Genomic DNA, 13,750 nt, shown 5'->3' on the forward strand with positions numbered 1-13,750 from the left:
CCTCCCGACACCTCGTCGGTGAGGGCGCGCGGTCGTTGTCGAGCCTTGAACCGACGAGTCGACGAACCGACGAGGAGCGAGCCGTGTACGGCGACACCCAGCAGATCAGACTCCGGGCCACCGAGCTCCGGGCCCTCGCGACCGAGGTCCGAGGTAGGGCCGGTGAGCTGCGATCAGCCGCCGAGCTCTCATGGACCTCGACGGCCGCGGACACCTTCATCGAGCAGCTCGGCACCCGTGCGGCTTCGCTCGAGACCTCCGCGACGCAACTCGACGACGCCGCGACGAAGCTCGACGAGCATGCGACCGCGGTCGACCACGTGAAGCAGTTGATCGAGGATGCCGCCCGTTGGGTGGGCGACCGCTGGAACGACGCGGTGAACCTCGTCTCCGGAGCCGTCGAGACCGTGAAGGACGGCGCCGCGAAGGTGTTCGAGTTCTTCGGCCAGGAGGTCCCGGACTTCCTCGTCCACCAGGCGAAGGACATCGTCGCCTCCACCCCGTCGCTCCCCAGCCCCGGTGATCGCGGCTGGCTCGACCTCGCCGACCTCTACCGCAGCCGAGGATGGACCCCCTGATGACCACCACACGCACCAGGCCGGCTCCCGCCGCCGCCGCGTTCCTCCTGTCCGCCGACGAGCTCCACGTGCTGGAGCACCGGACCCCGCACCTCGTGCTGCCCCACGCCTTCCACACCGAGTGGGGCTCGGAGGTGTCACCAGAGGAGATCCGCGAGCGCGAGCTGCGAGCCGTCACCCGACTCCGAGAGCGACGACTCCTCGCCCACGGTGACGGCGGCGTTCCAGACGACCTCACGGCCGACGTCGATCCCGATTTCGCCGCATTCCTGTCGATGCCCCAGTTCGCGACGGCGGCCGTCGACGCGTCCTGCTGGACCTTGGACCGGACGGCGATCCAGTCCGTCTCCGTGATCGGCGCGCACGCCCTGGCGTTGCTGCGGACGCAGCGGGTCGATCACTCGGATGCCTCGCTCGCGGAGTACGGCACGGCCGCACGCGATGAGGAAGCCATCGAGATCCGCGCCTTCGACACCGCCGGGTTGGCGCAGCAACTCCTCCGGCCACTCTCCGCCCTGCACGACGTCCCCGACTCCCGAGGCCGCTCGACGGAGGCCGTCGTCCTCCCGCTCGCCGACGCCGAGGCGCTCGTCATAGCGCTTCGTCAGGACCGACCCGACGTCGTCGGCGCGGTCGTCGACCAGCTCCACAGTCCGCAGGCCGCGTCCCTCCTCGGTGGACTCGCCAAGCGGATCGACGGCGGGTTCCGGCTCGACGCGCTGTCCCGGCTCGGAAGTCCAGCACGCCGGTGGACGGACACCTGGCTCCGGAGCTCCGACGGGTGGGTGGCCGTGACGGTCGACACCCCGGACATCGATCCGGCGAGCACGGATCCGACCGCCGTCGCCGAGGCGAGCCGGGTCTCGCTCCGGGCGGTTCGGCGGGCGGACATCGTCGCCGAGGTGCTCACCATCGCGGCCCAGATCCAGGGAGCACGGGCATGAGCGACATCACGGTCTCCGGCGGCGCGGGCGGTGTCGGCGCGAAGCTCGACGACATGCGTCTGCAGGCCCAGCAACTCGCCACGCTCTCGAGTGAGCTCATCGGCCGCTCCGGGACCGCCGCCGCGAAGGCGGTCGACGGCGACCTGCTCGAGTCGATGCTGCTGTCCCCGATGACCGGGGCGGCGGCCGAAGGCGCCATCGTGCTGGCCTCCGGTTCCCTGCTGCTGGTCGCGACCGAGACCGGCGTCTCCGCCGTCTTCCTCGAGGGCGCCGTGGTCGCGTACGAGACGGCCGATCAGATGATCGCCGCCGCGACGGTCGCGCTGCACAACGGTGTCGCCTTCGTCATCGGCGTCCTGGCGGTGCCGGTCGGCCTCGTCGTCGCGGCAGGCGTGGTGGTGGCCGGCGGGGCGTGGATGCTCACCGTCGCCGGTGTGAACGTCGTCGTCGAGGGGGTCGACTCGCTGGTGGAGGGCGCCCAGCAGACGCTGGACCAGATCGGCGACAACCCCTGGCTGTTGCTGTCGCCGGCCGGTGTCGCCGCAGCGTTCGCAACCAACTCGGTCTCCGCCTACTCGCCGCAGGAGGTCGTCGACCGGACGGCGGCGACGTACGCCGACGCCTTGTCCAGACTGCAGGAGCTCGCCCCGGTCGCGGCTCAGGCCGCCAACGAATGGTTGGGCGAGAACGCCTGGATCGCGGACATCCTCACGGACGGCGCCCCCGGTCTCCTGGCCGGCCTCACGTTCCTCCCCGGCCTGATCCCCGGCTTCAACGGCCTCATGTCGGGCCTCACCGGCCAGGGCTGGCCGCCCCTCACGTATGAGCAGGCGATCGCGGCCATCGCCGGTGGCGGTGGCCGGTTCGGCCTCTTCGAGGACGGCCAGGGCGGCCTCGCCATGGACCCGGACAACCCGACGCAGCCGCTCGCCGTCCCTCGGGACCGGACGGTCACCGACCTGGGCGACCTCATGCAGGGCTCGGCCGACATCGACCAGGGTGAGGAAGAACTCAGCAACATCCGCGTGATCCAATCGGCCGGACCGCCGCCGAGCTGGATCGTGCAGATCCCGAGCACGCAGGTCTGGGACCCGCACGGCGGGGCGATCTCGAACGACCTCACCTCGGACATCGCGGCCATGCAGGGCGGACAGACTGCGCTCAGCCAGGCGGTGAAGGACGCGATGGCCGCGGCCGGCATCTCCCCGACGGATCCGGTGATGCTCGAGGGCTTCAGTCTCGGCGGGATCACGGCCGGGCTGTTGGCCTCGGACCCGGATCTCGGGTACAACGTCACACACGTCGTCACCGCTGGTTCACCGATCGCCCGGTTCGACATCCCCGACGATGTGCAGGTCCTCTCGATGGAGTTCAACGAGGACCCCGTCGCCCGTCTCGACGGACAGGGGAACCCGGATTCGGCGAACTGGACGACCGTGCAGGGTGATGCCCCGAGACTCGGCGGCGTGAACCCGGAACAGCAGGATCCCGGGATCGCGGGCGCCCACAACGCGCAGCGGTACGAGATCATGGCGGATCAGACGACGTCGTCGGGAGACCCGAGCGTCGAGTCGTACCTGGACTCGGCGAGTGGCTTCTTCAGCGGTGATCAACAGGTGACCGACTACAGTCCTACGCGGAGATGATCGAATGCGGCCTGCCACCGGGTCGCCCTTCCGCAGACCGTTCCGACCGTGAGGCCTTCCATGCGCATCAGCACCATCGTCCGATCCGGCGCCGTGTCGGTCGTCCTGCTGGGACTCCTCACCGCCTGCGGGACCGGAGTACCGACGGCGCAGCGGAACCCGACCCGCAGCCCTGAGCGGCCCCTGGCTGCCGTCGAGGAAGCGGTCGCGGAGATCCCCGGCGCCGACTTCCGAGCCGCCCGAGCCTGGGACGGCACGACGGCCTACGTCACCGCGACGCTCTCGGCCACCGAGGCGTTCACCGGCGACCCCGGCGCCCTGGTGGACTACTCCCTCGCGCAGCTCGCCTCACAGGACGAGCTCGACCGCGGTCGGTTCGTGCGGTTCGCGTTCGACGCCCCAGGGCAGACCGTCGAGTCGACGATCGCCATCCTCGCGACGCTGGACATCGCGTCCGAGCAGTACGCCGGCGGTGATTCCGTGGAGCTCTCCAGCTCCGACCTCGACGCCCGGTACGGCTCCTGGCCGAGCGAGGTGCCGACGCTGCCCACGACGTTGGGAGGCGCGGGATGACGACGATCGAGACACCCCGATCCACCCACGTCCTGCGCAGCGAGGGCCGAACCGACACCGGCCTCGTCCGTCGACTGAACGAGGACGCCTTCTACGCGGGCGCTCCGGCGTTCGTCGTCGCGGACGGCATGGGTGGGCACGAACGCGGCGAGGTCGCCAGCCGGGAGGTGGCCGCAGCGCTCGAACGGGGTATTCCGGTCGGCACCCCCACGACGACCGAGGCGGTGGTGACGACGATCGTCGCGGCGAACGCCGTCATCCGGAGCATCCCGACACCGAACGGGGTCATCGGGACGACGGTCGCGGGTCTCGCACTCGTCGCGCTGTCCCCGCAGACCGATCTGCACTGGATGGTCTTCAACGTGGGGGACTCCCGGGTCTACACGTGGACGGACGGCGTGCTCCGGCGGATCACCGTCGACCACTCGGCCGTCCAGGAACTCATCGACGACGGCTCCCTGACCGAGGCGGAGGCGCGCCAGCACCCCGACCGCAACATCGTGACGAAGGCGATCGGCGTCGAAGCCGGCATCGACCCGGACGTCTGGTTGCTCCCGGTCGCCGGACGGCAACGGTTCCTGCTCTGCTCCGACGGGCTCACCGGCGAGCTCACCGACGAGGGCATCGCCGAGGTCCTCTCGCAGGGGTTCGAGGGTGCAGCGGACCGCCTCGTGGAGCTCGCGCTGGCCGCCGGCGGACGGGACAACGTGACCGCGCTGGTCGTCGATGTCGTGTCGACCTCGCTCATGTCCAGCGGTCCCGGCTACGATGACGCGGGTGGTCTCGGGTATCTTGAAGAGACGATGCCGCGAGGCTAGAGGAGTGGCCGTGTACTCGTACGAAATGGAACCGGCCGAGGTCCGCCGTTGGCTCGCCGTGGCGGCGCCCGGCAGGCTCGTGCTGGTCGACGCCCAGGGCGACGACGCCGCGGCTGCGGCCTTCGCCGCAGACCTCCCCGGCGACGCCTCGCTCGCGTTGATCGTCGACCGCCTCGCCGCCGGCGGTCTCTCGAACACCCCCGCGTTCGCCGCGGCGGTGTGGGATGACTCGGGCGCGACGGTCATCGTGCGCGGGCTCGCCGCAGCCGTCGTGACGAGCGATGCCGGGACCGAGACGGTCCTGGGCGCCCGGGCGACGACCTGGGTCGAGGAGCACCACGCCGACGCGGTCAGCGTGACGCTCCGCAGCGACCAGCCGAACCCTTCCGGTGTTCGGCTGCCGCTCGGGTCCGGCACCGTCTGGACCACCTCCATCACGGCGACGCTCGACGAGGATGCGTCCGCCGCCGTCCCCGCCCCGCCTGCGGAAGAACCACTGTCCGCCGAGGCGTCGATCAGCTCGCCCACCGCGGCGGAGCAGCTCGCCGCTCCGCCCGTCCCGTCACCTGCGGAGCCTGCCGCGTCGGCGTCGTCGGCAGGCCCCGACGACGAGGTCGGCGACGACGAGTCGGCTTCCGAAGCGCCCGTCGAGCCGGCCCAGCCGCTCCACGTCGTGCCATCCGTCTCCGATACGCAGTTCTTCCACGACGAGGACGACCCCGATGCTCCGCCGGCACCCCCGGAGGAGCCCGTCGACGAGGGCTACGACTTCCTGTTCGGCCAGACCGTGCTCCGGCCGGTCGGGGCGGCGGCCGTCGATGAGGCCGGCGACGCGGAACGCGCGGCGACCGAGCTCGCCGCCCAGCAGCAGGCTGCGGCGATGGCTGCGCCCGAGGCCCCGGTCGCGGAGGCGACGGAGCTCGGCGACCACGACGGTCACACCATCCTCGCCGAGGACCTCGCGGCCCTCCGTGCACGTCGAGCGGCCGAGACCCCGCCTGCGCGGTCGACCACTCCCGCGGCCACGCCGCTCACCTACCTCGAGCTCCCCGGCGGCACCCGGCAGTCGCTCGCGTCACCGGTCGTCCTCGGCCGGGCACCGAGCGTCTCCCAGGTCCCCGCATCGGTCGTCCCCACGCTCGTCACCCTCGCCGGCGACGACATCTCGCGAAGCCACGTCCGCGTCGCGGTCGAGGGCGGCACGGTCGTCGTCACGGACCTGCACTCGCGGAACGGCACCCAGGTCGTCCTCCCCGGCCAGGCGCCGCAGTCCCTCCGGCCGGGGGAGTCGACCCCCGTGATCGTCGGAACCGTCATCGACCTCGGCGGCGGCGTCGCACTCCGCGTCCGAGAGGGCTGACGTGCGTCGTTCTCCCTCACAACCGCCGGCCATCCCCGGACTGCGGTTCGAACGACAGCTCGGAGCGGGCGGCTTCTCCGACGTCTTCCTGTACGAGCAGCAGCTGCCGAGGCGTCAGGTGGCCGTCAAGGTCCTCCTCGCCGAGCACCTCAGTGAGCAGACCCGCGAAGCGTTCGTCGCCGAGGCTAACCTCATGGCGCAGCTGTCGGCGCACCCGTACATCGTCACGATCTACACGGCGGACGTCGCGCCCGACGGCCGACCGTACCTCGCCATGGAGTACTGCGCCGGGCCGAGCCTCGCCGAACAGGCGAAGCTGCGCCGGTTCCCCGTCGCCGACGCGCTGCGCACCGGTGTCCGCCTCGCCAGTGCGGTCGCCACCGCGCACGCGGCCGGGATCCTGCACCGCGACATCAAGCCGGCCAACGTGCTCACGAACGCCTACGGCTGGCCCGCGCTCACCGACTTCGGCATCTCGCAGGCCGTCGAGCTCGAAGTGCCGTCCGCCGTGGAGAGCCGCCCGGGGGACGTGGGTTCGACGGGGGCATCGGGCACCCAGACGGTCGGTCTGTCGATCCCGTGGTCGCCGCCCGAGATGTTCGAGGACGAGCCGAGACCCGACGTCCGGTCGGACGTCTTCTCGCTGGCCGCCACGGTCTACACGCTGCTCGCCGGACGGACGCCCTTCGAGATCCCGGGTCAGTCGAACGGCGCGGCCGACCTCATCAGCCGCATCGAACGAGGGACCGTCACCCCGCTCGGGCGCGACGACGCACCCGCTTCGCTCGTGGCGACGCTGCAGAAGGGTCTCGCGAAGGACCGCGCGAACCGCTTCGACAGCGCCGTCGACTTCGCCCGCGCGTTGCAGCGGGTCGAGATGGAGCTCGCCTACGCGCCGACGCCCATCGACATCCCGAACCTCGTGCAACCGCAGTCGCAGGCCCCGCGGCAGGAGCCGAGCGGCAGCGCCTCCGACGAGACCCGCGTCCGGCAGGTGCCGTCGGTGGAGGCCCAGCCCCGGCCGGGCGTGCAGCCCGCGCTCGGCGACGAGACGGTGGTGCGGTCGGCCGGGCCGCTCGTCCAACCGATCCAGCCGTCGGCACCCATCGTCATCGGTGCCTCCGCTTCGGCGCCCTCCGAGACGATCCGTCGCGACCGCCTCGAGCCGGCCACGACCGAACCGACGACGGACCCGACGGACGACGCTGCCCGTCTCGCCAAGCGCCGCCGGCTGACGCGATGGCTCGTGGTCGGCGGCGTCGCCGTGCTCGCCGTCGGCGGGATCGCGGCCGGCATCGTCTGGCAGGGAGCCGTCACCGACCCGAAACCGACGGCGGCGGCGACCGGCGCACCGATCCAGTTGAGCGACGTCCCCTCGCCGAAGGCGTTCGGGGTGAACATCAGCGAGGACGGCAGCGTCGTCACGTTCATCTGGGACAACCCGGACCCGCAGGACGGCGACACCTACATCTACCAGGTGACGAGCGGCGGCAAGAACTCGCCGAAGGTCCCGACCTCGACCTACGCGGTCGATCTGAAGCCGAGCGCCCCTGGCGCGCAGCTCTGCATCGAGGTGGTGATCGTCCGCGCGGGCGTCACCTCACCGGACCCCCTCGAGATGTGCTCACAGCAGTGACCTCGACGAGGTGCCGGACGAGCGCGGCGGGAACGGACACGACGACCATGGACAGCAAGGGGAGCAGACGATGACCACGGACGAGGCGACGAGGAAGACCGCGGTACGCGTCGAGTTCTGCGGCGAGCAGTACGACGTGGACGCACGGCAGCCGTTCCTCATCGGGCGGGAGGGCGACCTCGTCGTCGACGAGAACCCGTTCCTGCACCGCACCTTCCTCAGCATCACCTTCGACGCCGGGCTCTGGTGGCTCACGAACATCGGCAACACCCTCTCCGCGACGGTGACCGACACCACCGGCAACGTGCAGGCCTGGCTCGCTCCTGGTGCGCGCCTGCCGATCGTCTTCCCCGAACTCCAGGTGCTCTTCAGTGCCGGGACCACGACCTACGACTTCACGATCACCTCCGACCTTGAGTACTTCAGCCCGTCGCAGCTCTCGACGACCACGGCGGGTACGACGACGGTCGGACCGATCCATCTCACGAGCAGCCAGCGCCTGCTGATCGTGGCGCTCGCCGAGGACGTCCTCCGGCAGGCGTCGCCCGGCCGTGGCGAGATCCCGGCCTCGGCGGCGGCGGCGGCCCGGCTCGGCTGGAGCCAGACGACGTTCAACCGCAAGCTCGACAACGTCTGCGACAAACTCGACAAGTTCGGCGTCCAAGGCTTGCGCGGTGGACCGGGCAAACTGGCCACGGGGCGCCGCGCTCGGCTCGTCGAGTACGCGGTGTCGACCCGACTCGTGGACGCCAGCGACCTGCCGCTCCTCGACCACGCCGAGCAGGCCGCGGTCGACGAGGGACAACCGGCTCGGGGTTGACCCTCGCAACCGTTTTCCAAGCCTCACTTGTTTGTTAGAGTGACTCCGCGTTTGCAGCGCGGTCGCTCGACCGCGCGTTGACCGAACACACCTGGGGGATCGTGAGCAACTGGAGCGGCTGGCTGCGCAAGCGCAAGACCGCGGCCTCGATCACGGCCCTGTCGGTCCTCGTCGCCGTCCCCGTGACCGCCGCCCTCATCCACCAGGGATTCCCGGTGACGGAGGTGGACCTCGAGTCCCGCGACGTCTGGGTCACGAACGGCGAATCGCTCCTGGCCGGGCGCCTCAACGACCAGATCTCCGAACTCGACGGCGCGGTCTCGACGGCGTCGAACAACGCCGACATCCTGCAGAACGGCGACGACGTCTTCCTCCAGGACAAGGCGCTCTCCTCACTCGAGCGCATCGACCCGGCGTTCACCAGCCTCATCCAGCGGGTCTCACTGCCCACCGGTGCGACGGTGCACTACGGCGGTGACCGCCTGTCGGTCGTCGCGGGGGAGACGGGCAAGCTCTGGTCGGTCGACGCCGCCGGCGAGCTCCGCTTCGACCCCACCGAGACGAAGCCGATCGTCTCCATCGGCAAGGCGGGACAGGCGGTCGTCACCTCGAAGGGCACCATCCTCGCGGTGGCGCCCACCAAGGGACGCCTCTACCGGATCCTGCCCGACGGCACGAAGACCGAGTCGAAGCTCCCGAAGCTCAAGGACTACCAGCTGAGCGCCGCCGGTGAGCAGGCGGTCATCCTCGATCTCACGTCCGGCGACCTCATCAAGCAGGACGGTTCCGTCGTCGAGCTTCCGGGTGACCCGCTCAAGATCCAGGAACCCTCGGCGACGGACGACAGCGCGGTCGTCGCGACCGGTGACTCCCTGGTCCGCATCCCGCTCGGTGGCGGCGATCCTGAGGTGCTCGACGCGGACGTCCTCACCGCGGCGACGAGCGCGGACGAGGTCACCGCACCCGTCAACCTCGACGGCTGCATGCACGGCGCCTGGGCATCGTCCAGCCGCTACGCCGCCGAGTGCGCCGACAAGAAGCCGGTCATCGAGGACATCAACCCGGAGACCATCGGGCAGCAGCTCGTCTTCCGCGTCAACCGCTCGGTGATCGCCCTCAACAACGTCCAAACCGGCAACTCCTGGCTCGTGCAGGCGAACATGCGTCTCGTCGACAACTGGGACGAGGTGACGCCTCCGCAGGAGGAGGACGGCGAGGACGGCGACGAGAAGGCCTCCGAGCAGTCCTTCGAGGACACCCTCGCCGAGCGCACCGAGGAGAACCGTCCGCCGATCGCCCGCGACGACGCCTTCGGGGTCCGTCCGGGTCGCGCGACGGTCCTGCCGCTCCTCGACAACGACTCCGACGCCGACGGCGACGTCCTCACCATCCAGAACACGAGCGATGTCGCCGCCGAGACCGGCAAGCTCGAATCCATCGACGGTGGTCGGGCCCTCCAGTTCACCCCGGCGGAGGGCTTCGTCGCGGGCACGACCTCGTTCCGCTATTCCGTCAACGACGGTCGCCCGGGCGGGGTTGCTGAAGCGATCGTGAGCCTCGCGATCAAGCCCCCGGAGGTCAACGAGCCCCCGACGTCCCATCGAGAGGCAGCGGTCTCGGTCGAGGCCGGGCAGACGGTCACCTACAACGTGCTCGCCGACTGGCGCGACCCCGACGGCGACGACATCTTCCTCCAATCGGCGTCGCCCGCATCCAGCGACCTCGTGCGGTTCACACCGGACGGCTTCGTCACGTTCACCCATGCCTCGCCCGAGATGGGCCCGCGCGACGTCAAGTTCGTGGTGTCCGACGGCGTGACCTCGGCGGAGGGCACGTTCAAGGTCGACGTGCAGCCGGCCGGTGCCCTGAGCCCGATCGGTACCCCGGACTTCGTGTCGACGTTCGTCGGAGAGTCCGCCCAGGTCCTCCCGCTCGCGAACGACCAGTCCCCGAGCGGTGCGCCGCTCGGCCTCATCGGCGTCGACGCCCTGCAGGGTGGGCTCGTGTCGTCGCCGAGCCTCGAGAAGCAGTCGGTCACCGTCTCCTCCAACGAGCCCGGCACCTACTACCTCAAGTACACGCTCGGTGCCGGCATCGCGTCGAGCATCGGGCTCATCCGCGTCGACGTCCTGGAGAAGCCCACCGATGTGAGGCCGCCCGTCGCGGTGAAGGACGAGGGCTACCTCCGCCCGAACGAGACGATCACGATCCCGGTGCTCGCCAACGACGAGTCGCCGGGTGGGCAGGTGCTCGCCGTGCAGTCCGTCTCCGTTCCCGACGAGTCGGCGTCGCTGTCCGTCGAGGTCCTCGACAGCGCGGTCATCCGGGTCTCGTCCTCGGCGCCGATCGAGCGGCAGCTCCAGTTCACCTACGTCGTCTCCGACGGCACCTCGACGGCGACGGCGGCCGTGACCGTCGTGCCGGTGCCACCGTTGCCGAAACACCAGGCGCCGGTCGCCACCGACGACGCGATCGTCGTCCGCGCCGGCGACATCGCGAACGTCGCAGTCCTCGAGAACGACTATCACCCGGACGCCGCCGTCATGCTCGTCGACCGCGCACTCGTCGACGAGCCGACCGCTGGACTCGCCTTCGTCGACGACGACGAGGTCCGCTTCCAGGCACCGAGCGAGCCCGGCACGTACACGACCACCTACCGCGTCTACGACACCTTCGGTGAGGCCGACACGGCGACGGTCACGTTCAACGTGGTCGGCGAGGACAAGAAGAACAACCAGCCGCCCGTCCCGCAGCTGCTCACCTCGCGCGTGTTCGCCGGCGCGACGGTCCGTGTCGACGTCCCACTCGACGGCCTCGACCCGAACGGCGACTCGGTCGTCGTCGACGACATCGCGTCCGCGCCGCTCCTCGGCCGGGTCATCGAGCAGGGGAGCACCTGGTTCGTCTACGAGGCGGCGCCCGACTCCTCCGGCACGGACACCTTCCAGTACCGCGTGAAGGACACCTACGGCGCGGTCGCCGTCGGCACGATCAAGATCGGCGTCATCGGCCGGCCGGAGGTCGACGGGCAGCCGAACGCCGTCGACGACTACGTCGAGGTGTTGCCGGGCAAGGTCGCCTCGGTCCCGGTGCTCGGGAACGATTCAGACCCGAACGGCTATTCCCTGAAGCTCGCGCCGAAGCTGCTGTCGGTCGACGACGGCCTGACCGCCGAGGTCAGCAAGAGCCGTGTCGTCATCGAGGTGCCGGAGGAGGAGGCGTTCTTCACCGTCCGCTACCAGATCACCAACGGCAAGGGCGGGATCGACAGCGCCTACATCCAGGTCAAGGTCACGAAGGACGCGAAGCCGCAGTACCCCGAGGCCGACGACCACGTGCTCGAAGACGCCGACATCGTGGGCAAGTCGACCATCGACGTCGACGTGCTCGACGGCGCGCAGAACCCCGGCGGTGTCGTCGGCGACCTGCAGCCGAGCCTCGAGGGCGCGAACGCCGCCTCCGGTGAGGTCCGCGACGGCGACACGATCCGCGTCACGCTCACCGACCGTCGGCAGGCGATCGCCTACCGGCTGACGGATCCGGTGACCCAGCTGAGCGGTGCCGCCTTCATCATCGTGCCGGCGGCCACCGACGGCGAGCCACCGCGGATGAAGAGCCCGCTGCCGGAGCAGATCGTGAAGGTCAACGAGACGCGCACCTGGAAGCTGTCGGACATCGCCGAGGCGCCCTCCGGCAAGCCGGTGACGATCGCCTCCGAGGGCAGTGTCGTGAACTTCCGCGGCAACGGCACCTCGAGCTACGTCGACGACGCGACGATCACGTTCACCCCGGCCAAGGACTACCGCGGTCCGGCGTCGGTGAGCTTCGAGGCGACCGACGGTCGCGAGAGCAAGCTGCTCACCCTGCCGATCACCGTCGGCGATCCCGACCTCGAGGACGTGCCGCCGACGTTCACCCCGCCGACCGTCACGATCGAGGCCGGTGAGGCGCCGATCACCGTCGACCTGCGTGCCTCAAGCGACCACCCGAACCCGAAGATCCTCGCGGCCCTCACCTACCAGGGCTTCGCCGGCACCACCGCCGGCGTCCAGGGAAGTCTCTCCGGCTCGCAGGTGTCCATCTCCGCGCCGCAGGGGACGCAGCCCGGCACGGCGGCGACGCTGACGTTCACCGTGAACTACAAGGAGTACTCCGTCCCCGGGTCGATCAACGTCCGCGTCGTGTCCTCGACGCGGCCGCTGCCGAGGGCCATCGACGACCGCGTCGAGGAGGGCCGCAAGAACAAGGCCGAGCCGGTCAACGTGATCGCGAACGACTACAACCCGTTCCCCGACACCCCGCTCAAGGTCCTCGACGCCACCGTGGAGAGTGCTCCCGCAGGCGGGGCGACGGCCACCATCTCCGGCGGCACGGTGACGGTCACCCCCGGTTCGTCCAAGAGCGGCACGGTGAGCGTGATCTACACGGTCCAGGATGCGACGAACGACCCGAACCGTCGGGTCCAGGGGCGCATCACCGTGATCGTGAAGGACGTGCCCGATCCGCCGACCATCGCCGTGAAGAGTGCAAAGAGCGGCAAGATCGTGGTCGTGGTCGGCGGTTCACCCGCGAGCAACGGTGCGCCCATCGAGTCGCATTCCGTCAAGTGGACCGGCGGCCAGGACCGGCAGTGCGTGCCCGGGAACGACTGCTCCTTCGACGTGACGAACGGACAGAGCTACTCCTTCAGCGCTTACGCCACGAACGCGGTGGGTCCGAGCGCGAGCTCCGGCGAGGTCTCCGCCACCGCCTACGGCGTGCCGAGCGCCCCGCAGAACCTGTCACTGCGGGCATCCGGTGACGCTCCGGCCACGCTCACGATGCGCTGGGACCAGCCGGCCGAAACCGGCGGCCAGGTGGACCGCTATTACTGGCGGATCATGAGCGGTTCGAACACCGTGTACTCCGGCCAGGCATCCGGGACGAGTGCGACCCAGGGGTCCGTGCCTGCCGGTACCTACCAGCTGTATGTTTCCGCGGAGGGGCCGGGTGGCCGCGGCCCAGATGGCGGTCCCGCCGAAGCGACGGTCAACGACCCGCCGCCGCCGACGCCGTCCGGATCCTTGTTCAAGTCGACAGGCCCGCACGCCTGCCAGAGCGGTGGCGGTGGCTGCTATGACGTCGGGGTTCGCTACGTCGACGTCCCGAACGGCAACTACAACGTGCAGATCCGACGCAACGGTACGGCCGTCGGCTCGACGTCGAATGTCAATGCCAGCGGATCGGGCAGCTTCACGCATAACAACCACCTCGGCGTCATGCCGGCGGGCGAGACGATCACCGCGCATTTCACGAACACGGCGACCGGAGCCACCTTCAGTATCGGTGCCACCTCCGGTGCCGCCTGGAACGCGATGTAGTCGCCGCGACCGACC

9 protein-coding genes are annotated in these 13,750 nt (G+C 70.2%); all 9 read left to right on the plus strand.

Annotated elements, in window-relative coordinates; translation table 11 throughout:
* Nucleotides 1–35 precede the first annotated feature (35 nt).
* The 9 genes from ITJ57_RS06025 (at nucleotide 36) to ITJ57_RS06065 (ending at nucleotide 13,735) form a co-directional block, all read left to right on the plus strand.
* Nucleotides 36–578 carry a WXG100 family type VII secretion target gene (locus tag ITJ57_RS06025; RefSeq protein ID WP_370582226.1) on the plus strand — a complete coding sequence of 181 codons (543 nt, stop codon included), beginning with the start codon at nucleotides 36–38 and terminating at the stop codon, nucleotides 576–578.
* Nucleotides 578–1,522, plus strand: a complete 945-nt coding sequence (locus ITJ57_RS06030) for a hypothetical protein (RefSeq protein ID WP_194669292.1) — start codon at nucleotides 578–580, stop codon at nucleotides 1,520–1,522. The genes ITJ57_RS06025 and ITJ57_RS06030 overlap by 1 nt, the downstream gene beginning before the upstream one ends.
* Nucleotides 1,519–3,168, plus strand: a complete 1,650-nt coding sequence (locus ITJ57_RS06035; protein WP_194669293.1) for a hypothetical protein — start codon at nucleotides 1,519–1,521, stop codon at nucleotides 3,166–3,168. The genes ITJ57_RS06030 and ITJ57_RS06035 overlap by 4 nt, the downstream gene beginning before the upstream one ends.
* 60 nt (nucleotides 3,169–3,228) lie before the next feature.
* The gene (locus ITJ57_RS06040; RefSeq protein WP_194669294.1) at nucleotides 3,229–3,741 is read left to right on the plus strand and encodes a hypothetical protein; all 513 of its coding nucleotides are present in this window, start codon (nucleotides 3,229–3,231) and stop codon (nucleotides 3,739–3,741) included.
* Nucleotides 3,738–4,559 carry a PP2C family serine/threonine-protein phosphatase gene (locus ITJ57_RS06045; protein ID WP_194669295.1) on the plus strand — a complete coding sequence of 274 codons (822 nt, stop codon included), beginning with the start codon at nucleotides 3,738–3,740 and terminating at the stop codon, nucleotides 4,557–4,559. Before ITJ57_RS06040 ends, ITJ57_RS06045 begins: the two co-directional genes overlap by 4 nt.
* Nucleotides 4,560–4,569: 10 nt before the next feature.
* The gene (locus tag ITJ57_RS19745; protein ID WP_194669296.1) at nucleotides 4,570–5,919 is read left to right on the plus strand and encodes an FHA domain-containing protein; all 1,350 of its coding nucleotides are present in this window, start codon (nucleotides 4,570–4,572) and stop codon (nucleotides 5,917–5,919) included.
* Between the two features lies 1 nt (nucleotide 5,920).
* Nucleotides 5,921–7,555, plus strand: coding sequence for a serine/threonine-protein kinase (locus ITJ57_RS06055; protein ID WP_194669297.1), 1,635 nt, complete (start codon nucleotides 5,921–5,923; stop codon nucleotides 7,553–7,555).
* Between the two features lie 70 nt (nucleotides 7,556–7,625).
* Nucleotides 7,626–8,375: a hypothetical protein gene (locus ITJ57_RS06060; RefSeq protein ID WP_194669298.1), complete on the plus strand. Its 750-nt coding sequence runs from the start codon at nucleotides 7,626–7,628 to the stop codon at nucleotides 8,373–8,375.
* A gap of 77 nt (nucleotides 8,376–8,452) precedes the next feature.
* On the plus strand, nucleotides 8,453–13,735 hold the full coding sequence (locus tag ITJ57_RS06065; protein ID WP_194669299.1) for an Ig-like domain-containing protein: 5,283 nt from the start codon (nucleotides 8,453–8,455) through the stop codon (nucleotides 13,733–13,735).
* Nucleotides 13,736–13,750: the final 15 nt, after the last annotated feature.

Origin of the sequence: Plantibacter sp. VKM Ac-2880 (genome assembly GCF_015351235.1) — a bacterium.
Classification (GTDB): Bacteria; Actinomycetota; Actinomycetes; order Actinomycetales; family Microbacteriaceae; genus Plantibacter.